At 68.6% G+C, this 24407-nt stretch carries 28 protein-coding genes and 1 pseudogene; 22 read left to right on the forward strand and 7 right to left on the reverse strand.

Annotated features, from left to right (window positions below):
* Window positions 1–13: 13 nt before the first annotated feature.
* The 5 genes and pseudogenes from HGB44_RS31745 to HGB44_RS02880 form a co-directional block, all read right to left on the reverse strand.
* A pseudogene (locus HGB44_RS31745) lies at window positions 14–1177 on the reverse strand (IS4 family transposase); the annotation flags it as partial.
* 51 nt (window positions 1178–1228) lie between these two features.
* Window positions 1229–1435, reverse strand: coding sequence for a DUF397 domain-containing protein (locus HGB44_RS02865; RefSeq protein ID WP_082768374.1), 207 nt, complete (start codon window positions 1433–1435; stop codon window positions 1229–1231).
* Window positions 1432–2625: a helix-turn-helix domain-containing protein gene (locus tag HGB44_RS31750; RefSeq protein ID WP_061080750.1), complete on the reverse strand. Its 1194-nt coding sequence runs from the start codon at window positions 2623–2625 to the stop codon at window positions 1432–1434. Before HGB44_RS31750 ends, HGB44_RS02865 begins: the two co-directional genes overlap by 4 nt.
* A 301-nt stretch (window positions 2626–2926) precedes the next feature.
* Window positions 2927–3103 (reverse strand): DUF397 domain-containing protein, encoded by a 177-nt coding sequence (locus tag HGB44_RS02875; RefSeq protein WP_017562608.1) that lies wholly within the window; start codon window positions 3101–3103, stop codon window positions 2927–2929.
* A gap of 24 nt (window positions 3104–3127) precedes the next feature.
* Entirely contained in the window at window positions 3128–3985 is an 858-nt protein-coding gene (locus HGB44_RS02880; RefSeq protein WP_168443914.1) for a helix-turn-helix domain-containing protein, read from the reverse strand.
* A 379-nt stretch (window positions 3986–4364) separates the two neighbouring features.
* Between HGB44_RS02880 and HGB44_RS02885 the strand changes: the two genes are divergently transcribed.
* From HGB44_RS02885 to HGB44_RS02915, 7 genes are all read left to right on the forward strand, one after another.
* Window positions 4365–5090 (forward strand): ATP-binding protein, encoded by a 726-nt coding sequence (locus HGB44_RS02885; RefSeq protein ID WP_082768379.1) that lies wholly within the window; start codon window positions 4365–4367, stop codon window positions 5088–5090.
* A 30-nt stretch (window positions 5091–5120) separates the two neighbouring features.
* Window positions 5121–5657: a Scr1 family TA system antitoxin-like transcriptional regulator gene (locus HGB44_RS02890; RefSeq protein ID WP_210751116.1), complete on the forward strand. Its 537-nt coding sequence runs from the start codon at window positions 5121–5123 to the stop codon at window positions 5655–5657.
* A gap of 182 nt (window positions 5658–5839) precedes the next feature.
* Window positions 5840–6355 carry a DUF6879 family protein gene (locus HGB44_RS02895; protein ID WP_061080754.1) on the forward strand — a complete coding sequence of 172 codons (516 nt, stop codon included), beginning with the start codon at window positions 5840–5842 and terminating at the stop codon, window positions 6353–6355.
* A 116-nt stretch (window positions 6356–6471) separates the two neighbouring features.
* Window positions 6472–7332, forward strand: coding sequence for a DUF6879 family protein (locus HGB44_RS02900; RefSeq protein ID WP_061080755.1), 861 nt, complete (start codon window positions 6472–6474; stop codon window positions 7330–7332).
* A gap of 235 nt (window positions 7333–7567) precedes the next feature.
* Window positions 7568–8110 carry a tetratricopeptide repeat protein gene (locus HGB44_RS02905; protein WP_231972438.1) on the forward strand — a complete coding sequence of 181 codons (543 nt, stop codon included), beginning with the start codon at window positions 7568–7570 and terminating at the stop codon, window positions 8108–8110.
* Window positions 8111–8121: 11 nt separating this feature from the next.
* The gene (locus HGB44_RS02910) at window positions 8122–8901 is read left to right on the forward strand and encodes a helix-turn-helix domain-containing protein (RefSeq protein WP_231972439.1); all 780 of its coding nucleotides are present in this window, start codon (window positions 8122–8124) and stop codon (window positions 8899–8901) included.
* Between the two features lie 475 nt (window positions 8902–9376).
* On the forward strand, window positions 9377–9931 hold the full coding sequence (locus HGB44_RS02915; protein ID WP_061080757.1) for an NUDIX hydrolase: 555 nt from the start codon (window positions 9377–9379) through the stop codon (window positions 9929–9931).
* Here the strand turns inward: HGB44_RS02915 and HGB44_RS02920 are convergent.
* Window positions 9890–11056, reverse strand: a complete 1167-nt coding sequence (locus HGB44_RS02920) for a tetratricopeptide repeat protein (RefSeq protein ID WP_210751133.1) — start codon at window positions 11054–11056, stop codon at window positions 9890–9892. The two genes, HGB44_RS02915 and HGB44_RS02920, sit on opposite strands and share 42 nt — an antisense overlap.
* Window positions 11057–11576: 520 nt before the next feature.
* On the opposite strand from HGB44_RS02920, the gene queC reads away from it, so the two are divergent.
* The 15 genes from queC (at window position 11577) to HGB44_RS02995 (ending at window position 23459) form a co-directional block, all read left to right on the forward strand.
* On the forward strand, window positions 11577–12287 hold the full coding sequence (gene queC / locus HGB44_RS02925; RefSeq protein ID WP_061080759.1) for a 7-cyano-7-deazaguanine synthase QueC: 711 nt from the start codon (window positions 11577–11579) through the stop codon (window positions 12285–12287).
* Window positions 12288–12291: 4 nt separating this feature from the next.
* A complete protein-coding gene (locus tag HGB44_RS02930; RefSeq protein WP_061080760.1) occupies window positions 12292–12708 on the forward strand; it encodes a 6-pyruvoyl trahydropterin synthase family protein in 417 nt (138 codons plus the stop codon).
* Window positions 12705–13460, forward strand: coding sequence for a 7-carboxy-7-deazaguanine synthase QueE (locus tag HGB44_RS02935; protein WP_061080761.1), 756 nt, complete (start codon window positions 12705–12707; stop codon window positions 13458–13460). Before HGB44_RS02930 ends, HGB44_RS02935 begins: the two co-directional genes overlap by 4 nt.
* A gap of 82 nt (window positions 13461–13542) precedes the next feature.
* A complete protein-coding gene (locus tag HGB44_RS02940; RefSeq protein ID WP_231972440.1) occupies window positions 13543–14391 on the forward strand; it encodes a reverse transcriptase domain-containing protein in 849 nt (282 codons plus the stop codon).
* A 2-nt stretch (window positions 14392–14393) separates the two neighbouring features.
* Window positions 14394–14963: a formylglycine-generating enzyme family protein gene (locus tag HGB44_RS02945; RefSeq protein ID WP_061080762.1), complete on the forward strand. Its 570-nt coding sequence runs from the start codon at window positions 14394–14396 to the stop codon at window positions 14961–14963.
* A complete protein-coding gene (locus HGB44_RS02950) occupies window positions 14960–15397 on the forward strand; it encodes a hypothetical protein (protein WP_061080763.1) in 438 nt (145 codons plus the stop codon). Before HGB44_RS02945 ends, HGB44_RS02950 begins: the two co-directional genes overlap by 4 nt.
* On the forward strand, window positions 15394–16419 hold the full coding sequence (locus HGB44_RS02955; RefSeq protein ID WP_061080764.1) for a glycosyltransferase family 2 protein: 1026 nt from the start codon (window positions 15394–15396) through the stop codon (window positions 16417–16419). Before HGB44_RS02950 ends, HGB44_RS02955 begins: the two co-directional genes overlap by 4 nt.
* Complete coding sequence (locus HGB44_RS02960; protein ID WP_061080765.1) at window positions 16416–17360, forward strand: radical SAM protein; 945 nt, start codon at window positions 16416–16418, stop codon at window positions 17358–17360. Before HGB44_RS02955 ends, HGB44_RS02960 begins: the two co-directional genes overlap by 4 nt.
* Complete coding sequence (locus HGB44_RS02965) at window positions 17357–17935, forward strand: phosphoribosyltransferase (protein ID WP_061080766.1); 579 nt, start codon at window positions 17357–17359, stop codon at window positions 17933–17935. Before HGB44_RS02960 ends, HGB44_RS02965 begins: the two co-directional genes overlap by 4 nt.
* Entirely contained in the window at window positions 17935–19041 is a 1107-nt protein-coding gene (locus HGB44_RS02970; RefSeq protein WP_061080767.1) for a glycosyltransferase family 4 protein, read from the forward strand. Before HGB44_RS02965 ends, HGB44_RS02970 begins: the two co-directional genes overlap by 1 nt.
* Window positions 19038–19880 (forward strand): 5'-3' exonuclease, encoded by an 843-nt coding sequence (locus HGB44_RS02975; RefSeq protein WP_210751118.1) that lies wholly within the window; start codon window positions 19038–19040, stop codon window positions 19878–19880. The genes HGB44_RS02970 and HGB44_RS02975 overlap by 4 nt, the downstream gene beginning before the upstream one ends.
* The gene (locus tag HGB44_RS02980; protein ID WP_231972441.1) at window positions 19874–20491 is read left to right on the forward strand and encodes a PIG-L deacetylase family protein; all 618 of its coding nucleotides are present in this window, start codon (window positions 19874–19876) and stop codon (window positions 20489–20491) included. Before HGB44_RS02975 ends, HGB44_RS02980 begins: the two co-directional genes overlap by 7 nt.
* Window positions 20492–20523: 32 nt before the next feature.
* A complete protein-coding gene (locus HGB44_RS02985; protein ID WP_061080768.1) occupies window positions 20524–21651 on the forward strand; it encodes an aminotransferase class I/II-fold pyridoxal phosphate-dependent enzyme in 1128 nt (375 codons plus the stop codon).
* Window positions 21652–21670: 19 nt separating this feature from the next.
* On the forward strand, window positions 21671–22693 hold the full coding sequence (locus tag HGB44_RS02990) for a Gfo/Idh/MocA family protein (protein ID WP_061080769.1): 1023 nt from the start codon (window positions 21671–21673) through the stop codon (window positions 22691–22693).
* A gap of 13 nt (window positions 22694–22706) precedes the next feature.
* Window positions 22707–23459 (forward strand): class I SAM-dependent methyltransferase, encoded by a 753-nt coding sequence (locus HGB44_RS02995; protein WP_061080770.1) that lies wholly within the window; start codon window positions 22707–22709, stop codon window positions 23457–23459.
* On the opposite strand, the gene HGB44_RS03000 is transcribed toward HGB44_RS02995, so the two are convergent.
* Entirely contained in the window at window positions 23429–24376 is a 948-nt protein-coding gene (locus HGB44_RS03000) for a hypothetical protein (protein ID WP_168443915.1), read from the reverse strand. The two genes, HGB44_RS02995 and HGB44_RS03000, sit on opposite strands and share 31 nt — an antisense overlap.
* Window positions 24377–24407: the final 31 nt, after the last annotated feature.

Here is a 24407-nt window from a genome sequence, read left to right on the forward strand (position 1 = left end):
CCATCTGCGTGCGCAACGCCTGGTAGAGCACCAGTAGCGCCCACATTTCCTGCTCCACCCCCACCGGGTCGCCTGAGCGCAGGATCCGGCCGCCCATGAGCGTGTGCCGCAGCGCGTAGTAGGCCGATTCGTGCTCCCACCGCTGGTGATAGAGGCCGATCAGGGCGGGAGCCGGGTAGCGGCGCGGGTCGGTCAACGTTGTGACCAGCCGATAGGAGGAAGCGAACTCGGTCCCGTCATCACAGGTCACCCTCACCCGGGCGTCGATGACGCGGACCCGGACCCTCCCGATCACCGACAGGTAGGAGCCGTCGCGCAGGCGGGACAGGGCCGGTGTGCGCCGGTTGGAACGCAGCCTGCCCAAGACCTGGGCCCCGGTGCTGGTGACGTCGGCGAGGAAGTCGTTGCCGTCGAACCCCTTGTCCCAGAGCACGAGCATGCCCGGATCCAGCAGGTGCAGCAGCCGCCGGGCGTAGCTGGTCTCTCCCTCGGCCGTGGGGCCAAAGACCGCGCCGATCAGGGCTCGGGTCCCGGTCTCCACGAGTGTCACGAGTTCGAGCATGGGGTAGCCGTTGCGGTCCGAGGCGCCGAAGCGGGCCCGGTTGCGTTCGGTGTCAGGGGCCTTCAGCGAGGAGCACCCGTCGAAGGAGACCGTCCGGTAGGGGCTGAACCGTACTCCCAGGGTGCTGGGCCGGGCCAGGGGGCCGGAGAGTACGTCGAAGAGCGCCCGCATGGGGGCGATGCCCACTCTGCGGCGCAGGTCACGCAGCGCCTTGGCTGTGGGTGAGACGAGGGGTATGCCGGTCAGGGCGGTGGTCATCTTGTCCCAGACCAGTTTGTATCCGACTTCGGGGAACAGGCACATGGCCAGGAGGAAGTAGACGCCGACTCTGCAGGGCAGGGCGCGTAGTCGCTGCTGGACACTGCGGGTCTGTTCGAGCATGGCATCGACGACCTCAGCGACGGTGCTGGGCTGGTGACGATGGTTCACCGCCTCACGGCGGCCATGAGCGTGGAGGGACGGGCGTGAGGGCGCGCGATCGGCGAAGGAAGACCTGAACCTTCCCCTCACATATCCAGGGGCGTCCTGTGTGATCGGCGCGATGGCGTGGAGCGGGCGACAGTTCACCGTGGTGCGAGACAACCAAGCAGCGTCACTGTCAGGGTGTTCGTGCATGCTGACAGAGGTGCCGTCCCCGCCGATTCGGCTGACGGGGACAGCACCGTCTCAGCGCTTCTTCAGGGAGACAAGGACAGCGTTCCACTCGCCTCCGGAAACTTCTAACGCACCCAAGGATCGATAGGCGGTATCACGTACGGCACACCTCTTCCCCTCCCGGGTCTCCACGCAGTTGCCGCCGGAGCTGCCGCTGTAGGACGACTTCTTCCAGTCCACCCCTGCATCCGACGTGCTCTCCCTATCTGCCGTACTCATGCTCGTTCGAGGACGTCGCGAACTTCAGGAACGTCACGAAAGCTCTGCAACACCGATCGCACCACACGTTCGCGCTCCGCCGTGCGATCACTGCCCAGCCCGCGGGCGTGCGCGATCATCCTTGCCGCCACCCGTGCCGCCTCCTCGGGTTCGTTGGCGTCGGCGTAGGCCACCGCCAACCAGGACAGGTACAGCGCCATCTCTCGACCGTGGGTGGAGTCATACCGCTCCAGGACCTGTTCGAGCAGGGGCACAGCCCGCAGGGGCCGGTGGAGTTCGGTGTGGACCCGGGCCTCCATGATCTGGAGTTCTCCTTCGTCTACCCAGTACAGCCACTCCGGCTCGGCTCGTCCCGAGTCGTGTTGAGACAGAGCCTCTGAGGCCTGCGCCAGGGCCCGGACCGCTGAGCGGATATCGGCCCTCTTGGCGTGTGCCCAGGCGAGACGGTCCCAGTACAGGGCGCGGGCTCTGGCCGGGGCGGTGGGTCCGGCTTCCTCGATGGCCGCTTGCGCCAGTTCGACCCCACGGTCTTCGGCGCCGGTGTTGGTGAGTTGGTAGGCGAGGGAGCCGGCGAGCTGTGCGGCCAGGGTGGTGTCTTGGGCCTCGCGTGCGGCTCGCAGGCCGAGGCGGTAGACGCGTTCGGCGCGTTCGTGTTGTCCGGCGTCGGAGGCGATCCAGCCGGTGATCTGGGCCAGTTCTCCGACTGCGGTGCGCAGTTCTCGCCCCACGGTGTCGGTGTGGGTGCTGGTGTCGAGCAGGGTGGTGGCGGTGGACAACTCTCTCAGAGCGGGGGCGAGGAGATCGTTCCCGGCGATCACATCGTCGGCCAGCCGCAGTGCGTGGACACGTTGCGCGAGCCGCTCGACGGTGGTGTGGGAGATGCGTCGCCCGTGGCCGACGTGGAGTTGCGCGGCGAGGTCACGGGTGGGGAGGAAGGAGTCCACGTTGACTGGAGCAACGGGGGCTGGTTGAGAGGAGGTTCCCGTAGGGGTGGGTGGTCCCCCGAGCCCGTCGAGTGCCTGAGCGATGCGGTCGTGGTGCTTGAGTTCGATCTTGCCCGAGATGATGTCGGAGATGGTGGACTGCGCCAGGCCGGTCATCCGTGACAGAGCGGTCTGGGACAGGTCGGTGTTCCACCGCACCAGGCGGATGACGGCGGAGGCGTCCCGCTCCGCCCACGCCTGCCGCATCTCAGGCAGTTCCCACACCTCAGGCGGGATGCACCGGCACTGGTGCCGTCCGCCCGTTCTGCGTGGTCGGCCGCACGACCCACAAAGGACCTCGGTCGCGTCATCGGGCATGGCTACCTATTCGACGAAGGGGCCGTTCGTCGCTGGAGACGACGTGCCACGGGGGGTGGTCATGAAGTCGGGGGTTCCATCACGATCGTCCACCCCAGGCGGGGATGGTTCGATGTGGCGTGACACCACGTTCGTGCATGCTGGGACCGTTGCCGCCCCCGCCGATTCGGCCGGCGGGGACGGCAACGCCTCAGTGTCCCTTCACAGCACCCAGCATCGCGTTCCACTCTGAGCGGGAGAAAGGCAGGTGCTCCTGGTCCGGGGTCTTGGTGTCGCGTATCGCGACTGCCGAGCCGTCAGGGCGCTGTCCGATCTCTGCGCACTGGCCACCCGACCCACCGCTGTAGGTCGACTTGCGCCAGTTCACCCATGTATCCAATGTGCTCTCTCCCTAACTGCCGTACTTATCGTCCAGCAGGTGCTGGACAAGCTGACGAGTCTGCTCTGGGCCCAGGGCCCTCTGTTGGATCTTCTCGAACAGCCCGTGGTAGTGCTCGGTGTCCACAGGGCGCTCCAAGAAGAGTCCTCCGCGGGCGTACTCGATGTAGACGGCGTCCCCTGAGACCACGTCGTCGATGATCACGGGGAAACGCAGGATGACGAAGTTCCCCTCGGTTCCGGCGTGGGCTCCTGCGTTGAAGGGGAGACAGCGCAGATCCACGTTCGGAAGCCGGGACACTTCCAGCAGGTGCGCGAGCTGTTCGCGCATCACTTCAACTCCACCGACCTCGCGGTGCAGAGCTGATTCGTTGAAGACAGCGGTCACCTGGAGTGGGTGATCCTCGGTGAGACGTCGCTGGCGGCGCACTCGCGCGGTGACGTGGTCGTTGATCTGTTGGGGGTCATGGCCGTTGGGCATGGCCTCGATGAGCGCCCGCGCGTACTCGGGTGTCTGCGCCAGCCCTGGGATCAGACCGTCGTCGTAGTTGTAGACCGCCTCCGCCTCGGACTCCGCTCCCAGGTAGGGCGCGAACCAGTCAGGGACGCTTGGCCACCAGCGGTCGAGGTCGCGCTCCTTGGCCAGCTCCACCAGGCGATCACGATCGGCCGGGTCCATGCCATACATGTCCGCGAGCGCGTAGACCACGGGCGGCGGCCATGGGTGTTCGGAGCGCTCGTACTTGCTCAGAGTCCCTGCGGAGAACCCCATCTGGGCGGCTGCCGTCGTTCCTTGGATGCCCTTGGTCCGCCGAGCTTCACGCATGACCCGGGAGAGGGTTCTTCGGATGATTCCTACGCGTGGCGGCACGGGGGTTCCTCCTGGGTGGTGGTGACGGCGTCCCAAGTTTGACGCATGCACCCACGAAGAACCAAACGACGAAAACTCTATATTGGAAATTTTCGTACGCAGGGGTTGCGTTGACGATGTTGGTTGTTGAGAATCAGAGCGTACAGGGAAGCCCCCTCTCTGTGAGGTGGTTTCGGGGCTTCCTCGACGGCTGCGCCCCTACGACTCGGCCGTGCACCACCGCTTGTGAGCGGGTGTCCGCACTTGCCGTTACGGAAACGGCATCGCGGACCGTGGCTTCCGACTTCAGAGGTGACCTGTGTTCGTCTCCCCGCACCAGACCCATGAGATACATCTGAGCTGCCGTCCGACTTCCGTAGCCGCTGGCCGAGAACACGCGATCGGTCTCCTTCCTCCGGAGACCGATGTTGGGGTCCGCGACGACGTACTCCTCGTGACGAGTGAGCTGGTGTCCAACGCGGTCCGCGAAGGAACCACCTCCACCTCCCCGGGGTTGGTTGGCGTGAGCGCCGACCTGGTCGAGGACGGCCTGATGACCCTCACCGTGGAAGTCACCAACCCCCACAGCGAGACGGTCGACCCCCTCCAGGAACAGGACCCGGACCCGGACGCCGAACACGGGCGCGGTCTGGTCATCGTCGACGCGTTCACCGACTCCTGGGGAACCCGGCTCGACGAGGCGGGCCGCCTGGTGGTGTGGGCGATGTGGTCCTGGCTCTCCCCCACCCTGCTCGACCGGGGGTGGCTGGCCGGATGGGAGCCGACCCGCGACACGGCCGGACGAGTGCGGGCCCACCACGACGACGAGGCCCTGACCCTGCGCGGTGGGACGACGCTCGCGTCCCTGCACCGACCCATCGCCTCCGTCAACCAGGTCCTCGCCCTGCGCGCGCACTACCCGGGGTGGGAGATCACCTACGACCGCACCGAGACCAGACCCATCTGGTTCACGGCCCGCCGCCGCACCCCCGCCACCCACCGCACCCACGGCGTCCTCGACACCCTCACCGCCCGCACTTCCGCCGAGCTGGGCGACCGGCTCGCCGCCCAGCGCTACGCCACCAGCCGCGCCGACCGCCACCGCGCACACCGCGCCGTCGGCTGACCCACCACACCCCGAACGGAGACCCCTGTGATGACCATCGCCCTGTCCCAGAAGCCCACGTCCCCCCAGCGGCTGATCCTGGACCGGGAACGCTGCGGCCCCACCCGGGCCTTCTCCCCCGCCCTCCTGCCCGGGGCGGTACAGACCCGGGACTACGCCCGCGCCGTGATCACCACCTGCGCCCACGACACCGACCCGGTGACAGTGCGGCGTGCTTTGGAGGTGCGGATGCAGCGCCATGAGGAACTCCTCCACGGCGCCGGGCACCACCGGACCTACGTCATCACCGAGCTGGCTCTGGTGTGTGGGCTGGTGGAGGAGACGGTGATGGAGGCCCAGCTCGCCCACCTGCGCCGTGTGGCGGGGCTGGGGCATGTGGACCTGAGGCTGTTGCCCGCCGACACCGCCGAGCCGTGGACCCTAGGCTTCGTGCTCCGTGATGGGCAGGTCAGCCTCGAAGGCCCCTCCGGGCTGATCGCGTTGGCCCCTGCTGCCGCCCCGTTCTACGAGGCCCACTTCGAGCAGCTGGTCGCGGCCTCCCAGACACTCACGCCCCACTCCTTCTGAGAGGGCCTTTCGTGACCGGCCGTCCGTCGCCTTCCCCGGTCGGACGGCCCCTACGCCAGAGTCCGCGGACAGGGGGAAGACGCGGGCCTCCACGCCACCCTTCGCCTCCCAGGGTCGGGCCTGGCCCTTCGTCCAGGCCCCGCCCCTCCCCTTCTCTCGTCCCCGCGGACAGGAACCCCGCCATGCGACTGCGCCCCGACCATCCCCGCGTCCACCACCTGCTCCAGACCTCGCGCGCCGTGTTCCGGTTACAGACTCGCCCCCACCGCCCCGGACCCCGGGCCAGGCTCACCAGGGCCCCCGCCCCTCACCGGCCGGGGACCCTCGCCGTCCCCGGGACGGTGGTGCGCTCGCGCACCCTCACCCGCATCGTGGTGGTGGATGAGGTGTGGAGCGGCCCCCTACCGGTTCACCGGGTAGCCGGAGTCCACGCCTGCGGTGTGGTGCCCGGGGAGGTCCTGCGTCTGCTGCACACCGGCCCGCAACGCGCCCTGGTCGAGGGGATGGACGACTTCGTGCTGTGCGACGACACCCTCCTCGCCTTGGACTTCGACGGCTTCGACTTCGAAGGTCTGGCAGTGGAGGTGCTGACCTCCCCGGCCCTGGTGGCAGCAGCCCGGCGTGATGCCGACCGGCTGCGCGCGGAGGCCACTCCCTACGCCACCTACCTGGCGCGGAGCCCGGCACTGTGCCCCTGACCGGTGCGGTGCGGGCGAGGCCCACCCAGGCGCACCCACGGCGCCACGGGGAGGAGACCCCTGCACCGCACCACCCACCCCCTACGACACGACCCCACGACCCAAGGACCCCCTTGTTGCCGACCACCACTCCGCCCGCCCTCGTGGAAACCCTGACCGGGCGCACTCTGGCGCTGGCCGCCGCCGGTGAGGACATCCCCCGCGCCACCGCCGTGAAGCTGACTGGCTTGAAGCCGCGGCGCTTGGGGTTGCTGATCGACGAGGGCACCCTGCGCCCCAGCCCACGCCGCACCCACATCCTCACCCGCAGCCTGGTGGACTACCTGGTGCGCACCACCGACGGCCTCGTCACGCTCTTCGACCTCCTCCACCACAACACGGAGCGGGCGGGCGTGGCTTCGCGGTTGCAGGGCAAACAGGTCTCCTCTGCCCGTTCCCGCCTCACCCAGGCCGCCGACCAGCACGGCCTCCCCCGGTGCCTGCTGCGCCTGACCTCCATGCCCCCCATCACCCCCTCATGGGAGAAGTGGTACCGGGGGGAGCAGGGGCAGGCGTTGGCCGACATGCACACCTGGCACCAACGGCTCCGCGACCGCGAGCGCCGTGTCGCACGGCACGCCCCCCACGGCGCGGACCGCACCCGGGTGGTGTGGGTGGCGCCCACCACCCCCACCCCCTACACCCGCTACCTGCGCGAACGGCTGGCCTACCGCGCGAACGCCGGTCAGCAGGTCCGTGTGGCGAACTGCGCGCACGTCGCCTCCTTGGAGCGCGCCGGCCCCCTCCCCGAGATCGAGGTGTACGTCTCCGGAGTCATCCTCGTGCACCACCACACGATGCTCGGGGCCCCTGACGGCACCACACATCTGACCGACCCCGAGCTGGCGCGAGGGCTGATCGCGGTGATCGACGAGCTCGCCTCCACCGGCCGACCGCTGCACAACCACTCCTTCCACCTCGCGAGGAGGGACACGTGAGCGTCGACGCCCGGTCTTGGCGCAGCGACGCCTGGCCCCGCCCCGACGATGCCCCTGGGCCAGCGCACGCACCCAATACCTGCCGGGGGTACGTGGAGCGCGTGTTCTCCCCCTGCGAGGACACCTCGGCCACCGAGGCGCACGGGGGCCGTGCGCCCCATCCTGGCTTCCCCCGTTGGTTCCTGTCCTTCCTCACCCGCTCCTGACCGTTTCCCACACCGAATCGAGGCCTCTCATGCCCACCCCCGCCTCCCTTAGGGAGACCGCCCGACACCTTCAGGCCCAAGGCGAACTCGTTGAAGCCGAACAGGTTCTTCAGCAAGCCGAGCACCTGCTCGCCTCCACCGGGGACCGCGCCGCCCGCGCCCAGGTCCATGAGGAACTCGGGGTCCTGGCGCTGCACCGAGGGGATGCCGCTCTGGCGCAGAAGCGGTTCCTGCGGGTCCTGGAGACGGCCGGGGATGTGGGGTGGGAGGAGCGGGTGTGGCGTGTGCGCAGAAGGATGGGGGAGGTCGCCCTCGCCGTCGGTGACCATGCCAAGGCGGTCAAGGACCTCACCGCAGCATGGGATCGGGCCACCGACTACCAGGACATGGACCAGATCGTGGGGATCTCCGCCCCTCTGACCCGGGCCCTGCTGGCAGTGGGAGAGACCGGCCGGGCCCGCCAGGTGGTGGAGGTCGCCCTGCCCCACGCGCAACGCCAGCACCTGGGCGCGCACGTGGAAGAACTGTGCGCCCTTCAGCCGCTCACGCTCGGGGGTGATCGGTGCGGGTGAACGTGGGCTCGGTGATCCGTGCCAGGCGAGAACACCGCGGATGGTCGCTCACTGACCTGGCCAACATGGTGGGCATCGGCCAGGCACTCATCGAACAGTTGGAGGCAGGGCGGCCTCTGCCAGGGCGCCCCGATGTCGTGCACGCGGTCCTCGACGTCCTGGACATCACCGCGCAGGTGGTGTGGCGGCAGGTACTGGGGGCGGCTGGCGCCCGTACCGCCCAGGTCGATGTCGGCTGGGTGCCGATGACGGTGGAGATGGCGGTCATAGCCGACGTCGCGACCCCAGAGCGCATGGAGGAGGCGTGCGAGAGCGTGTACGGGACGAGCAACCGCCCGCCGGGACTCGTGGTCGCCTCCCACAGCAACGGACCAGAGGGGGAGGGTGAGGAGAGGTCGCTGGAGCTCGCCGCCACCATGGGCGCATGGTTTGGCCCCGCCTACCAGGTGCGGAATGGGGCAGGGTTCTCCCTGTTTTGGGATCCGAGCCTGCTCACCCTCCAGAGGTGGGACATCGACCTTCCAGCCGCGAAAGTGCGGACAGCGGCGGGAACGACCCTGACCATCACCCCCCAAGCGAGGGCTGTGACGCATGGCCAGGCCACTCTGGTGTGCCCCACGGATCCACTTCCCGAACGGGCAGCGTTGCGACCGCTGAGCACACACCTGTGGGCCACACCCGACCTCCACAACGCCGTCATACCCGACAGCACACGCCAGAGCGGTCCCATCACCTCGACGGCCTTCCTCCTCCCCCTGACGCGGGGGAACTCCTTCTCCTCGGCGAACTGATCGGATCCCAGGCCGTGGCTGCGGACTCCACCGGAGCATCCCGGGGACCGCGCACGGACCCGTGTTCAGGCATTCCGCACTGTTCTACCTTCCAGCCCAAAGCGCAGGCAGGGAAGTTGTCCGGATGCGAAAAACCACTGGCGTTCACCGTGGTTGAGAGATCACCCAGGGCTACTGTCCTCCGGAGGGGGAAGAGGGGGAGAGACGGGTAAGCCCACGCCCAAGCCGCACGTCGGAGTACGGAAAACGCTGCACGGATCAGTTCCCGCACTTCCCCGCGAAGGAGCGTGTCCGCTTGGTCGAGTGTGTGCCAGCAAACGGCGCTTAGCTGAGGATCACTCAGCCTCAGCTCGCGTGTCACCCGTGGAGTGACCCGCACGGTTATCCATGGCCTCCGACCTGGCCCCGTCAACGGGACCGTTCCGAGGAATTGATCCCGATTTCCATGCCATGTCCGGTCACGTAAGTTCGGTACATGGGATGTACGGAGGGTTCGGGGGACGGTAGCGGCCGTTGGACCGTTCATGGTGAACGCACCATCTACGACAACCGGTGGGTGCGGTTGGGCAAGGCGGACATCACCACGCCCTCCGGATCCAGGTTCGAGCACCACACGGTCACCCTGCCCTCGGCCGCGGTGATCGCCATCGTGGACCGGTCCGATGAGCATGTCCTGATGAGCTACCGGCACCGGTTCGTGCCCGACGTGTGGGGGTGGGAGCTACCCGGCGGGCTCCTGGACCCCGAGGAGACACCGGAGCAGACGGCCGTACGCGAGGCTCTGGAGGAGACCGGCCACCGGGTCGGCTCGGTGGAACACGTGGCCACGTTCGAGCCGATGATCGGCACGGTCCGCAGCCCCCACCACGTGTTCGTCGGCCGTGACGCCGAACTGGTCGCGGACCCGACCGAGTTCGACGAGGGCGTCTACGAGTGGGTGCCCTTGGCCAAGGTTCGCAGCCTGATCTCCGAGGGAGGCATCCAGAGTTCAGGTACCCTCGTCGCCCTGCTCCACATCCTCGCCTCCTGAGGCCGAGCTCAGCGGGAGCAGTCGGGCCAGTCGGGTTCGCTGGCGGACGGAGCCGGACTTGTCCGACAGCTCTGCTGCGCGTTCCACCTGCCGGCGTGCCTGGGTGGTGTCGCCGTGGGCGGTGTAGGCCAGGGCTAGGTCGGTGCGCAGTCCGGCCTCGGCGCGCCCGAGCTCCAAAGGGGCGATGCTGTCGAGCGCGCGAGTAAGGTCCTCGATCGCCTCACCATGTCCGAGACGTGCCAGACAGTGGCCGCGCCAGCGGAGCAGGTGGGTGTGGTCGAGCATGAGGAACGGCAGCGAAGGGTCGTGCGGTTCTGAGGGGAGGAGGGCGAAAGCGCACTCCAGGGCCCGCTGGGTCTCAGATTCCCGTCCCAACGCGGCGTGCACTTCACCTTCGGCAGCCCACAACCACGAGGACAACAGGGCAGGCAGCGAAGCCCCCAAGACGTCGCGTGTAGCCCCGAGAGCGGCGAGGGCTTCATACTCGCGCCCGCTGTCCAGAAGGACGTAGACCTGTTCGGCGCTCACGTGCGCCAGGACAGTCGCGTCCCCACTCTCCCTGGCCGCGGCCTTGGCGATCTCGTAGTAGCGCCAGGCAGTGGAGGAGCGTCCGGAGTCGAGGGCCTGCCATCCGGTCAGGGACGCAGCCTCGGCGAGGGCCCGGGCGAGGCCGCGCCGTACGGCGCTGGGGAGCGAGTGAAGCAGCAGGTCGTGCATTTGCTGGACATGGGCCTGGCTCTGGGCCAGAAGGTAGTGCGCTCCTAGTTTGCGGTCGATCAGCCGCAGGTTCTGTGTCTGGGCCTCGAAGAGCCCGATGAGAGCCCAGTCGATGGACGCGATCTCCAGCCGCTCTTGCACTTCTCCCAAAGGTTCTATGACCTGTGGCGTCACCGTGAGTTCGGTGGTGGCCTTCGGGGACACCGGAGGTCGAAGAATGTCGAGACCGTTGAAGACGGCGTCACGGCTGGATTGGCGGGCGATCTGCGACTTTCCCGAAACCGCTTCGGAGATCGTGGACTGCGAAACACCGAGGATCTGCGACAACTTCGTCTGTGAGAGCTCTGAGTTCCACAGCACCAACCGCACCACCGCTGCGGCGTCCCGCTCCGCCCATGCCCGCCGCATCTCAGGCACCTCCCACACCTCAGGCGGAATACACCGGCATCCGACCCTGACGGTTCCTGCCACCGGGCGGCCGCACGCCCGGCACACCACCGCCTCCGCCGCTGGCGTTGATGAACGACCGCTGGGGGGCGTCGCCATGGTGGGCCTGGACCTACCGGGTGAGGGGTGGGGGCACATGGAACAACGGTAACCACACACCGACGCCCATGGCCACGCATGTCCGAAAAAGGACCAACGCCAGCCACCAAGCCATTCCGCTTATACCATATCGGCCAATGAAAGACCATCGGCGGCGCCGATAAATAATATCGGTGCGCCGATACCTCAGGCCCATTTGCTCCTTGACGATGAACGGGTGCGGCAGCCCCTCGGCGGACCAGGCGAGAGAGCCAACGATCCGTGACCACCTCTGCTGCACGTCGTACGCGGAGCCGCCGGAAGCGAGCTGGTTAGGAAGCCCCGCGATACCGGTAATCCACGCGAACCACCTCCTTGAAATCGGAACTCCTGAGGACTGCCGATGGATACTCCCCCCGACCATGTCGTGCTCGTCGCCTCCGGCGGCCTGGACAGCACGACTCTGGCCCACCTCCTCCATGCCCGCGGATCCCAACTCACGTTCATGACCGTCGACTACGGTCAGCGCCACCGCATCGAACTGGCCTTCGCGAAGCGTGCTGCCTTGCGGCTCGGCGCGGACTTCGAGCAGGTCGACCTATCCGGCCTGACTCCGGTGTTGGCGGGTTCGTCCTTGACGGACCCCTCCGTGGAGGTACCGGACGGCCACTACACCGACGAGCGGATGGCCAGCACGGTCGTGCCCAACCGCAACGCCCTGATGCTGGACCTGGCGGTCGCTCTCGCTGTGTCCAGGGGCGCATCCGCTGCCGCGTTCGGCGCGCACGCCGGCGACCACCCCGTCTACCCGGACTGCCGCCCGGCGTTCGTCGAGGCGTTCGCACAGTCGGCGCGTGTGGCCAACGAGGGATTCCTCGACCCCGGGTTCCAGGTACTGGCACCGTTCCTGACCATGACGAAGGCACAGATCGTCTCCATCGGTGCCGAGCTCGGCGTGCCGTTCGAGGAGACGTGGTCGTGTTACCGCGGCCATGAGGCGGCGCACTGTGGCCGGTGTGGGACGTGCGTGGAGCGGCAGGAGGCGTTCTCCCTCGCCGGAGTCCAGGACCCCACGACCTATGCCAGCACCGACCACATCGCGACGGGGCGGTGAGCCTGTGTACCGCATCGCGAAGGAGTTCGGCTTCAGCGCCTCCCACCAGCTCCCCCAGCTGGATCCCGGGCACAAGTGCGCGCACCTGCACGGGCACAACTACACCGTCACCGTGTTCCTGTCCTCTCCCGGCTTGGACGAGCGGGGGTTCATCGTCGACTTCGCTGATCTGGCCCCGGTCAAGGCGTTCCTGGACTCCTGCTGGGACCACCGGCACCTGAACGACTGCGTTCCCGTCCCGCCCACCAGCGAGCACCTGGCGAGGTTCCTGTTCGACTGGTGCCGGGACAACCTCCCCCTACCAGGCGCGCAGGCGCTGGAAGCGGTGCGGGTGTCGGAGTCCGAGTCCACCTGGGCCGAGTACCAACCCGACTCGTCCGAAGCACCCCCGCAGAGCGAAGCGACGGAAGGAGCGGCATGAACAGGCGCAAGGAGGTGGAGAAGGCTCCCGATCAGCGGGACCTGCTCATCAGCGAGATATTCGGGCCGACCTTCCAGGGAGAAGGGGCCTCCCTGGGTCAGCGGGCCGCGTTCGTCCGGCTGGCCGGATGCAACCTCGACTGCGGCTTCAGCCAGGGCCCCGAGACCGCCACGATGCGGTGCGACACCCCCTACTCCTGGAACTGGGAGGCATTCGACAAGCGCAACCACAGCCACCGCACACCCCAGATGGAAGTGGTGGAGAAGGTCCGTGCGATCGGGGCCGACCTGGTCGTCTTCACCGGCGGTGAGCCGCTGCTCCAACAGCAGGCGTTGATCTGGGTGATGGACATGTGCCGCGCGCAAGGGATGCGGGTGGAGGTGGAGACCAACGGCACGCGCATCCCTGGGGAAGCCCTGATGGGCGTCGTCGACAGGTTCTCGGTCAGCCCGAAGCTGGCGGGCAGCGCGGTGCCCTACACGCAGCGGATCCGCCCGCAGGCCCTGCGCCGGTACATGTCCAGCGGCAAGGCCGTCTTCAAGTTCGTGGCCGCCGACCGGGACGACTTGGAGGAGGTGGCGGCTTTGGAGCGCGACCTGGGGCTGGCGCCGATCTGGATCATGCCCGAGGGCACGACGGCCGAGGCGGTGCTCGAACGCGGCCGGGAACTGGCCGATCCGGTGCTGGAGCGGGGATGGAACCTCACCACGCGCCTGCACACGCTGCTGTGGGGTGATGAGCGTGGACGCTGAGCCCCGCAGAGGGCCTGGACGGGGCCGTCGTTCCTCTCACCCCGGGTCGCGCGTGCAGTGGTGCAGACCAGAAAGCGGCGGTGTGGGGATCGTTCCTGCCGTCCAGACGAGCACCACCGTAACCCACGCCCGGCCCGCGCGCCACTCCCTCATGCCGTTGTTGGGGGAACGCCAGCTCGCCCAGGCCCTGCGCCGCGCCGCCCGCCACTCCTCCTCCCCGGGGGCGGACGGGATGACTTGGGGGGACTTCCGCAAGATCGCCGGACAGCGCGTCCCCGAGCTGGCCCGTGCCCTGCGCGAGGGCACGTGGGAGCCGCAGCCGGTGCGTCCCCTCACCGTCACCACCTACACCGGCAAGCTCATGCCCGCGGCCATCCCGACCATGCAGGACCGCGTCGTGCACGGAGCGCTGCGAGCGGCGGCGGAGCCGGTGTTGGAGGCGTGGGCGTTCCACGACTGGGTGTCCGGCTACCGCCCCAAGCGCAGCCGCATCACCGCCGTGCGCCACGCCGCCCGCCATATGGGGGCCGGCCTGGGGTGGGTGGCTGATGTGGATGTGCAACGGGTGAGCGAGGGCGGCGACGTTGAGGAGGTGATCGGATGGTTGGCCTCCTACGTCAAGGACGGCGCGTTCCTGGCCCGGTTCGCCACCGCGCTCCAGGGCCTGCCCTCACCGCTCGTCCCGGGTACCGGGTTGTGGCCGCTGCTGCTGAACCTGCGGCTGCACCGGGTCGATGTGCCCCTGTCCGACCTGCCCGTGGTGCGCTTCGCGGACAACTACTGCGTCTTCGCCTCCACCGAGGCCGAGGCCGAGCGGTCGATGGCGCGCATCGTCCAGGCCTTGGCCTCGGCCGGGTTGTCGCACCACCCGGGCAAGAGCCGCGTCCGGGCGGTGGTCAACCCCGAAGACCTGTTCCTGATCGGAGGCTGAGCGTGACACCTGCGTTCTCGGAGCCGACCTGGGTCCTGGTGCCCGGCGGTACCTGCCTGTTCGGTGACAATGCCAAGCCCCTACCGGTTCCGCCCCTGCTGTGGTCCACCACTCCGGTACCGCACGGCTGGGTCGAACAGGACCGGCAGGACCGTGCGGCCCTCCCGCTGACCGGTATCACCCATACCGAAGCCGCCGCCGTGGCGCGCCGGTTCGGGGGACGCCTGCCCACCTCGGTGGAGTGGGAGTGGATGGCCACAGGCCCCCGGCGTCGCCTCTCCCCCTGGGGCGAGGAGCCCTGGAGTCCCGGGCTGGCGAACCTGGCTCCGGCCGGGACGGGAGGGCCCAGCCCGGTCGGTGCGTACCCCGCAGGTGCGACCCCTGAGGGGGTACTGGATGTGGCGGGCAACGTGTGGGAGTGGACCAGCCGCACCACCATGGGCAACGGTGCGGTGATCCGCGGTGGCTCCTACGTCTCCCAGCCCCTCTACGCCCGCTGCACCTTCCTCAACGCCGCCCCGCGCGAACTGCGCTCGCCCGGCATCGGCGTGCGGGTGGTGCGAGAACCATGACAGGCCGCCTGCTGATCCTGGGATGCACCCGCGACAAGCTGGCGACCACGCGCCCCGTCCCCGCGATCGAGCTGTACACCGGGGACAGCGTGCCCCGGGTCCGCGACCGTCTGGACCCTGAGCGCCTGTCCCGCACCCTCTTCCTCTCGGGGCTGCACGGCCTCATCCCCGCCGACGCCCTCCTGCTCCCCTACGACCGGCGCCTGCGCCCTGAGGACACCGGTGTCCTCAGCGAAGCCTCCTGCTCCCGCCTGCTGGCGTTCGCATGCCTGCACGGGGTCCCCGAGGAGGTGCTCCTGGTCGCCGAGGCCGACTACCAGGCCCTGCTGGAACCGGTACTCGCCACGTGGGAGCGCACACGCATCACCCGCATCTTCGACCCCTGCGCCCGGGCCGACATCGCCCGGGTCCTGGACTCCTGGAGTTGGACATGACCAACCCGCCCTCCCTCAGACAGCTCCTCGCCACGCGAGGCAACGACCACCGCCCCCACACCTCGGCGTTCGAACACCGCACCGGCCTGGGCTGGCACACCCCCACCCCGCCCGACACCCCGGCGGCCCCGCTCTCAGTTGTCATCCCCGCCCACAACGTCGCCCACTGCCTGCCCCGGGTCCTGGACGCCCTCCAGCACCAGCGCACGGCCGGGCAGGTGGAGGTGATCGTGGTCGATGACGCCAGCACCGACGACACCCCCCGCATCATCACCGGCCACCCGCGTGTGGACCTCGCGCGACGCCTGCCCCGACGGGCCGGTGCCGCCTCGGCCCGCAACCTCGGTGTCGCGCTGGCCTCGGCGCAGACGGTCGTGTTCGTGGACGCCGACATGGTGCTGCCCGAGCACGTGCTGGCCGACATGGGTGCGCGCGCCACCGCCGAGGCGGTCCTGGTGGGCTTTCGCCACAACCACCCCGCCCACCTGCCGCCTCCGGCCTCGGGTGACCGGCCCGACCTGTACGCCGATCATCGGGTGAGCTGGCGGCCCCCGGCCGGCGTCCCCCTCATGTACTCGGGGACCGTGGTGGAAGAGGGGCGCGTCTTCCATCCGCTGGACGAGACCGAGGACCTGTGGGCCCTGGGTCACGGCGCTCTCTACTACGACTGGGACCTGTCCCGCATGGTCGTCACGGCGCTGGTGGGAGTGCCCCGCCAGGCCGTGCTGGAGGTGGGCGGCTTCGATCCGCGATTCGGACAGGTGGGGTGGGGGTGCGAGGACACGCACCTGGGCGCCAAGCTCATCGCCCACGGGCTGCTCGTGATCCCCGTGCGTCAGGCGGTCGGGTTCCACCTGGACCCCCCGGACGCCGAGGAACAGTGGAAGGGCAAGCTCGCCTCCTGGGCCGCGACGATGCACCTGTACCGCCGCCACCTCGATCAGCCGGTGCCCGACCGGGGCGCGGCGCTGTTCAACGAGCAGGTGTGCCCGCTGGTGGATGTGTGCGAGGTGCTGCGATGAGGCGCGTCTTCGCCGCCGCCTACCGGGGCGGGCGTTGCCTGGTGCACGACCCCGCGACCGGCCTCACGCACACCAGCCCCTCCCCTGTCTCGCTGGGGCGGGTGGAGTTGGACGAGGGCACCGTGTCCTCGTGGCCGATCGTCCACCCCGGCGAGGCCGGTGCCCGCGTCCCGATCAGTGTGTGCTGGTCCCCGCTGGTGCGCTGCAACCTGAGCTGCCCGCACTGCCTGGACGACAAGACGCTGGCCGAGCAGTCGTCGGCCGACCGGTTGCGTATCGCGCGGGTCCTGGCCGGATCCCAGGTCATGGGCGTGGACATCTCCGGCGGCGAACCGCTCCTACTGCGGGACCTGAGTTCGCTGTGCGAGGTGTTGACCGGGGCTGGCCTGGTCGTCAGCCTCACCACCAACGGGTGGCACCTGGAGCGCCGGGCCCCTGAGTTGCGGGGCCGGGTGGACGCTGTCGCCGTCAGCCTGGACGGCCCCACCGCTGACGTGCACGACTCCTGGCGCGGGAAGGGGAGTTTCGACCGCGTCCTCGCGGGTGTGCGCGCCTGTGCCCGGCTGGGGCTGCGTGTCCAGCTCCAGACCGTGCTCATGGCCGACACCACCTCCCATGCCCAACAGGTGGTGGACCTGGCCGGGGAGCTGGAGGCGGGTGGGGTGACGTTCTTGCAGATGCTGCCCATCGGTGACGGCGCGGCGCTCGCCCCCTCCCAGATGCTCAGCGACACCGACGCGCGGAAGGTCGTGGACGGCCTCACCACCCCCCAGGGGGTGCGAGTCCGGTTGCGGCGGCGCGATGCTGCAGGCGGGTTCAGTGTGATCCGCGCCGACGGACGCCTGTGGCGCAACGCCCCCTCCGCCGAAGGGATCGGTGCGTTGAGGGTGCTGCGCGAGGTGGAGGACCTGGCGCTCGACGGCAGGGACGGTTCGGCATGACGCACCCTTCTCCCGCCCCGACCGGACGCCGTTACTTCGGGCACCGCAGGATCCACCACGTCACAGAGAGGCGATTCAACCAGGCCATCACCCACCTCGCTGAGCAGGTGCGCTTGGCCCACCCACGGGTGGGGCTCGTCGTCGGAGTCGCCCGCGGCGGCACACGGGCCGCCACGGCCCTCGCCGGGCTCCTGGGCGTACCGTCCACCCTCGTCTTCGCCCGCCACAACACGAGCGAGGCCACCCATCTGCCCGCCTCCGGCGACGTCACGGTCGACCTCACCGACCTCCCCCTTCGCCTGTCCGACATGGCGGAAGGCACGGACGTCCTGGTGGTCGACGACATCTGCGGCAGCGGCGCCACCCTCCAGGCCCTACGCCGCGCTCTGTCCCCTCATCTGGGCGCGGACACCGCACCGGTCGAGGCGGTGCTGTGCCGCAACCTCGGCAGTGCCCATGCCCCCGATCTGGTGGTGTGGGAGGTCGATGACTGGGTGCTCTTCCCCTGGGAAGACCGGCCCGCATCTGCCCTGCCGCTGGTCGAGATTCCCGCACCTTCGGAAGGGAAAAGCTGATGCGACGCTCCTTCGCGTTCGTCCTACTCTCCTATGCCCCCGACGTCGCCGCAGGCATGGAGCGGGCCACGGCCGGGCTCGCCCACGGCCTCACCCAGACGGGCCACGACGCCGTCATCATCACCGCCGCCCAGGTGCCCGACCGCTTCCCCGGGGGCGAACGCCTGCACTCTCTGCCCTTGCCTCCCTCCGGGGAGGATGAGCACCTGCGGCGGTTCATCGTCGAGAACCAGGCCGCCGTCCACCGCGAGTTGGGCGCGGTGTTCACCGCCCACCGGGTGGACACGGTGATCTATGTCGACGCCCTGTGGGGCATGGGTCGGGCCATGTCCGACCACCCGGCGCGTCGCGTCCTGGCGGTGCATGTGGTCGGGCACGACGAAGACCTCGCGCCGGCCCTTGCGGCGGCCGACGCCGTTATCGCCCCCTCCCCCACCGTGATCCGCCAGGCCACCGAACGCGGGTACCGGACCGGAGACTGGAAGGTGGTACCCAACAGCCTGCACCGGGAGCCCCCATCCGCACCATCGCCCGCCCGGGTCGAGGAACGGCGCACCTGGGGTCCGGTGCGCGTGCTCGCGCGCCTGGGTCCGGAGAAGGGGGTCGACCGCCTGTTGGCCGCACCTGCTCCCCGCGGGCACAGGGTCGACATCGCCCTGGCGCCCGCCCCCTTCGCCTCCTCCGTTGGGGTCCAACAGCGGCTCCTGGACACGTGTCGACGCCTGGCCGATCGCCAACCACAGGTCCGCGTTGTCGGTGGCGTGCGGTGGGAGCGAGTCCCGGTGTGGTTGGGGCAGGCCGGGGTTGTGATCGTGCCCTCCCTCAAGGAGACCTTCGGCCTGGTCGCTCTGGAGGCCATGAGCGTCGGGGTTCCCGTCGTGGCCCACGACGTGGGCCACCTGCCCGACCTAGTCGGCACCGAAGAGACAGCCGGGGGTGTCCTCGTGCCCCTCGGCCGTGGTGCGGAGGGTTTGTGGGAAGCCGCCCGCGACCTGCTCGCGAATCCGGTAACGTACCGTGCCAGAGCACAGGCTGCGTACTACCGCGCGCGGGACTTCCGGCCGTCCACCGTCGCTGAGTCATGCCTGAAAGCGGTACCCCGATGACGAACACGCCCCTGCTCCTGGTCGATGGCCACAACCTGTTGTGGCGCGCGGCCTTCGGCTTTCCTGCGGAGATCCGCTCCCGCGACAAGTCCCGTGACCTGACCGCCGTCTTCGGGTTCTTCGCCTTGCTGCGTGTGGCGATCCGCGACGAATTCCCCGACCTGCCCGAGGTCCTGGTGGTGTTCGACGGCGAGCACGGCAGCGACGACCGCAAGCAGGACGACGCCGACTACAAGGCCAACCGCCCCGCCGACGGTGAGGCCCTCAAACCGATCCTGGCCCTGCCGCACGTCAAACAGGGCCTGGACCTGCACGGCATCGCGTGGGTCGAGATCGAGGACGCCGAGGCCGACGACGTCATCGCCACCCTGGTGCATCTGGATCCGCAACGGCCGACCCGGATCTTCTCCACCGACCGCGACTACTACCAGTTGCTCACCGACCAGGTGCACGTGCTCAACACCTGCATGCACCCCGGCAAACGCCACATCGGCCCTGCCCAGGTGAGTGAGCGCTACGGCATCAGCCCCGCGCAGTGGGCGTCCTTGCGTGCCCTGAGCGGGGACAAGAGCGACAACATCCCCGGTGTCACCGGCATCGGGGACAAGACCGCCGCCAGACTTCTGGCCAACGGCGCCCAAGTCCAGGACCTGCCCGCCTCGGGCAGGCTCACCGGCCGGGCCGGGGAGCGTGTCCGCGCCCAGTGGGAGCAGGTGCTCACCTGGCACCGGATGATCACCATGGACACCTCCGTCCCCCTCCCGGCCAAACCCACCGGAAACCCCTCCCCCCTGCTGCCCGCACCCGCCGCGGTCGTGGAGGAACTGGGGCTGTGGTGAGGCCGCCCGAGTCGGTGATGACGGTCATGGCCCACCCCGACGACGCCGAACTGTGGGCCGGGGCGTACCTGGCGCTGTGCGCCCGCACCGGTTCCCAGGTCACCGTCGCCCTGCCCCGCCATGACCCCGAACGCGACGCCGAGGCCGAGGCCGGGGCCGCCGTGCTCGGCGCGCGGGTGCGGTTGCTCGACCACGCCGACCGTGCCGGCCTGGCCGCCCTTCTGGAGCAGGAGCGGCCCGAGGTGGTCATCACGCACCCGGTGCGCGATGTCCACCCCGACCACCGTCGTGTGGCCGAGGCGCTGCTCGGAGCGCTCCCTGAGGTGGTGATCTCCACCGGGCACCCCCGACGCGTCTACACCGCCGACTCCTACAACGGGCTCACCCTGGATGGCCCGATCTCTCCTGCGACCGTGATCGATGTCAGCGAGACCTTCGAGGTCAAGCTGCGGGCCCTGGAACAGCACCGATCCCAACCGATCGCCGACCACTTCGGGCCCATGGCCCGCACGCTCGCGTACCTGTGGGGCGCGCGCATCGGTATGACGTACGCGGAGAACTACACCCCTTTGCCCGTCCTGGGCCGTCTTCCGTACGCCATCCACCTGTAATCGTTCTCCGGCGAACCACACAGGAGTACCGCATGCCTGGACTCGACTCTGCCGTGTACCAGTACAGCACTCTGACCTCCCCTGCCCAGACCGCCGCCGCCCAGACCCTCCTCGCCTCCGGGAAACTCAGCTCGATCGGCGGTCACCACCTTCAACAGCTCGAATCCCGCGTGGCCATGATGACTGGCCGTTCCGGAGCAATGTCCTGCGCCAGCGCTTCCGCGGCCGTTGAACTGGTCCTGCGCGCTCTGGACCTGGGACCGGGAGATGAGGTGATTGTCCCGGAGGTGGCCTGGGTGTCGTTGGGGGCAGCCATCGACCACGTGGGCGCGCAAGTGCAGGTGGCGCCGGCGGGTACGGACCTCACTCCTCGGTGGGAGGATCTGGTCCCGCTCATCGGCCCGTCCACCCGGGCTGTGATCCTCGCGCACCTGCGTGGGCGCCCCGCAGCGGACATCGACCGCATCACCGAGGAACTTCGGCGCCGGGACATCCTCATGATCGAGGACTGCGCCCAAGCCTGGGGAGTCACTGCAGCAGGTCGCCCTGCTGGTGCGCGCGGTACCGTCGCGGTCTTCTCCTTGAACCATCACAAGCTCGTCTCCACCGGAGAGGGCGGCGTCGTGGTCACCGACGACACCGCCCTGCTGGAGCGGCTGCGGGCCCTGGCCGGGGACACCCGCATCGCACTTACCGGCCGGTGGCGGACCAGTCTGCGCCTCAGCGAACTCCACGCGGCCCTGGCCCTGCCCCAGCTCGACTTCCTCCCCGAGCTGACCGGGCACCTGCGCCGACTCCAACACCAGCTCAGCGTCGCCGCCTCGGCCTCACCGCTCACCGTCCAGGTCCTCCCCCAGCCGGGAAGGGGCGAGGAGGGGAACGGTTGCCTGCTGGGGATGTGGGTGCACGATGTCCAGACGGCACGGGAGTTGTCCGACCGGTTCTTCTCGCTGGGCGTCCCTTCCTGGCATCCGAGTGAGGGCGACCTGCACCTGGCCTCCTCCTGGCCCACTCACGCCACGGGATCGCGCGTCGATCTCGGCTCCTACCTCGACATCGGTGTCCCCTACCTGCCTGAAGAACACCACGACGCGTTCCTGGCCGTGTTCACCGACACCCTGTCCGAGGTGGCCCACACACGCGGCGGTGCGCATGCCTGAACACCCTCCTGTCCAGTGTGTGATCGTGGGGTGCGGGATGGTCGCCCAGGAGTACATGGCCACCCTCACCGCCCACCCCGACCTGGTGCGGGTGACGGCGTGCGCGGACCTGGACCTCGACCGCGCCCGCGCCTTCGCCGACCGTCACGACCTGACGCCGGTCACGGTCGAACAGGCCGTGGAGGGCAGGGCAGGCGACCTCGTCGTCATCCTCACCCCACCCCACACTCACCTTGCGCTAGCGGAACAGGCGGTGGCGGCAGGGGTCGCGGTGTACCTGGAAAAGCCCTTCGGGGATGACGCGGCGGCCGCGCGCCGCCTCCTGGACCGTGCCCAGGCGCAGGGCGTGGCCCTCGGGTGCGCGCCGGACACGATCCTGGCTCCGCCGGCGCGCCTGGCGGCGCAGCTCATCGAGGAAGGGAGACTCGGGTCCGTCACCAGTGCCAGCGCCACGCTGGTGGGGCCAGGCCCGGAGAGCTGGCACCCGGCACCCCAGGCCCTGTACGGGCAGGGTGCCGGGCCGTTGCGGGACATGGGGCCCTACTACCTAAGCATGCTGGTCCACCTGCTCGGCCCCGTCTCCACCGTGCACGGTTCCGCACAGCACCACCGCACCCCCCGCCACACCCCCGGCGGCGAGAGCTTCCCTGCACAGTCTCCGACCCACGTCAACGCCCTACTCGGGTTCACCTCCGGTGCCTCGGCCACGCTCACGGTCGGATGGGACGGGTCCATCTCCGCTACACCGCACCTGGAGGTCCGCGGGACCGAAGCGACCCTGACGCTCCCCGACCCTAACTTCCACCACGGCGCCCTGAGGCTGCGCCGCTCCTGGCGCGATCCCTGGGAGGAGCTCCACCCGCCCGCGGCCGACCCACCGCCCGGCCGCGGCATCGGTGTCCTGGCCACCGCCCGCCACCTCACCACATCCCATCCCCAGTGGGACAGCGCCGAGCTAGCGCTCCACGTCCTCCACCTCATCGAAACCATCGAGCACGCGGCCACCCGCGAGCCCTGCCCGGTTCCCGCCCACACACGATGACAGAAGAGGCGCCATGGTCCACCGCTCCACACCCCACCTGCGGGACAGCACCCATGCCTACCCACAGGAAACAGCCTGGTGCCGCCTGTCCCAGTACCTGGGCGAGGGCTTCCAGCCCCGCCTGCTGGACTTCGACGAACTCCGCCGGCACCTCGACCGGGAGTGGTACGACCTCGGCCCGAACTTCTACACCCACAGCCAGGGCTACCTCTACGACCTGACCCACTTCCACTACATGGAGGCCAAGCGCACCTTCCTCCACTCCCTGCGGTCCTTCGCCGTCCACCACCGGCTCACCACGATCGCGGACGTGGGCTGCGGCATCGGCCTGGACGCCCAGGCGCTCCTGCACGCGAGGTACGACGTCGATGCCTACGACCTGGACAACCCGTCCCTGGCGTACGCGCGGTGGCGCTTCGACCGTGATGGGGGAACAGGTGAACGCATTCACACCCTCACCGAGTTCCCCCGACGCGTCTACGACCTGGTGTACGCGGTCGACGTGATCGGTCACAGCTCCGATCCGAACGCCACTCTTGGCCAGCTGTTTCGAGCCGGACGGTACGTCTGTGTCACGTTGCCGCCCCATGATGATCGCCACCGCTACGGCCCAGCCGATCTGCATCCTCAACTGGACCACGAACAAGTGCTCCCTCTGATGCAGCGCCTTGGTGAACTGGTCCGGGTGGAAGGCACACCGGGGAGCACGATTTCCTTCTGGCGAAGCCTTCGCCCTCAGCGGCCACTAGCGGGAATGTGCCCGTGAATGGTGAGCAGTTCTTGGAAAAATCCCTCAGAAACTTCTCGAACGCCTTTCTCCTTAAGCTCGGCAACACCAAAGCGATAGACCTCATAACGAGCTAGCCTCAGTTTCCTATCTTCGGCAACCATGGAGGCGTACCGACCAGCATCGGCCTCCCCGTGCTCGTCGGAATAGTGGTGTCGACCATCAATTTCTACCACAACTCGAACACCACCGGGCATCAGCAGCAAAAAGTCCATACGTTGCCGCGCGAGAGCACCCTCACGCCGCCCGAGTTGCTTACGCGTGTAAGGGTCGTAGTGCATATATACTTGAGGAATGAGAGCGGGTATATCGTAATCATACTTGCCGTACAGGCTTGCATAGCCTTTGAAGAAATCCGCCTCTACACCGTTGTGCCGCATGGACCGCAGCAAGCGCTCGTAAAGTGATATTGCATTTTTCCGCTCCATTCCCTCGGTGAGTTTTTCGCGGTCAGTCCACCAGGTGACCAGCTCACGCCAGGTTAGTCCACGTTCAGTCAGCGGTCGATTGTATACCAGACAGTACTGCTCGTTTTTGGTGATGCGAATAACGTTGTTTAGCGCATCGGTGAGAACAATCTCAGGCTTGGGTCCGTCTGCCGAAAAAATTAGATTCTTCAGATCACCAGATACACCGCGGACACCCAAGCGCCCTACCAACTTGGCGAGTTCGTCACCGCCAAACTCATCGACGATCTGGCGCGCAATGTCCACCAGTTCGGGCATGCCGCGTGTGTGCAGACGATGGCGGACGTAAGCGGCTTTGCTGTGGTGCGGATCCTCGTCTTCACGCTGAAGATCCAACCCCAGGGCTACACACACTTGGGCCAGATCATAGGACTTGATGTGCTGCTTGAGAGTGTCGGCGATCTCCTCACGAAGCATGTGCGGAGTCACACGGCCAGTTTGGAGAGTAGAGGGAACAGGA

Origin of the sequence: Nocardiopsis alborubida, assembly GCF_012396365.1 — a bacterium.
GTDB classification, from domain to species: Bacteria; Actinomycetota; Actinomycetes; order Streptosporangiales; family Streptosporangiaceae; genus Nocardiopsis; species Nocardiopsis alborubida.

Bases quoted from the DNA above. Each gene is read 5' to 3' on its own strand.
- HGB44_RS02865 (WP_082768374.1), bottom strand. From the start codon at position 1,435: ATGAGTACGGCAGATAGGGAGAGCACGTCGGATGCAGGGGTGGACTGG.
- HGB44_RS31750 (WP_061080750.1), bottom strand. From the start codon at position 2,625: ATGCGGCAGGCGTGGGCGGAGCGGGACGCCTCCGCCGTCATCCGCCTG.
- HGB44_RS02890 (WP_210751116.1), top strand. From the start codon at position 5,121: ATGACCATCGCCCTGTCCCAGAAGCCCACGTCCCCCCAGCGGCTGATC.
- HGB44_RS02895 (WP_061080754.1), top strand. From the start codon at position 5,840: ATGCGACTGCGCCCCGACCATCCCCGCGTCCACCACCTGCTCCAGACC.
- HGB44_RS02905 (WP_231972438.1), top strand. From the start codon at position 7,568: ATGCCCACCCCCGCCTCCCTTAGGGAGACCGCCCGACACCTTCAGGCC.
- HGB44_RS02915 (WP_061080757.1), top strand. From the start codon at position 9,377: ATGGGATGTACGGAGGGTTCGGGGGACGGTAGCGGCCGTTGGACCGTT.
- HGB44_RS02920 (WP_210751133.1), bottom strand. From the start codon at position 11,056: ATGCGGCGGGCATGGGCGGAGCGGGACGCCGCAGCGGTGGTGCGGTTG.
- queC (WP_061080759.1), top strand. From the start codon at position 11,577: ATGGATACTCCCCCCGACCATGTCGTGCTCGTCGCCTCCGGCGGCCTG.
- HGB44_RS02935 (WP_061080761.1), top strand. From the start codon at position 12,705: ATGAACAGGCGCAAGGAGGTGGAGAAGGCTCCCGATCAGCGGGACCTG.
- HGB44_RS02950 (WP_061080763.1), top strand. From the start codon at position 14,960: ATGACAGGCCGCCTGCTGATCCTGGGATGCACCCGCGACAAGCTGGCG.
- HGB44_RS02955 (WP_061080764.1), top strand. From the start codon at position 15,394: ATGACCAACCCGCCCTCCCTCAGACAGCTCCTCGCCACGCGAGGCAAC.
- HGB44_RS02960 (WP_061080765.1), top strand. From the start codon at position 16,416: ATGAGGCGCGTCTTCGCCGCCGCCTACCGGGGCGGGCGTTGCCTGGTG.
- HGB44_RS02965 (WP_061080766.1), top strand. From the start codon at position 17,357: ATGACGCACCCTTCTCCCGCCCCGACCGGACGCCGTTACTTCGGGCAC.
- HGB44_RS02970 (WP_061080767.1), top strand. From the start codon at position 17,935: ATGCGACGCTCCTTCGCGTTCGTCCTACTCTCCTATGCCCCCGACGTC.
- HGB44_RS02975 (WP_210751118.1), top strand. From the start codon at position 19,038: ATGACGAACACGCCCCTGCTCCTGGTCGATGGCCACAACCTGTTGTGG.
- HGB44_RS02985 (WP_061080768.1), top strand. From the start codon at position 20,524: ATGCCTGGACTCGACTCTGCCGTGTACCAGTACAGCACTCTGACCTCC.
- HGB44_RS02995 (WP_061080770.1), top strand. From the start codon at position 22,707: ATGGTCCACCGCTCCACACCCCACCTGCGGGACAGCACCCATGCCTAC.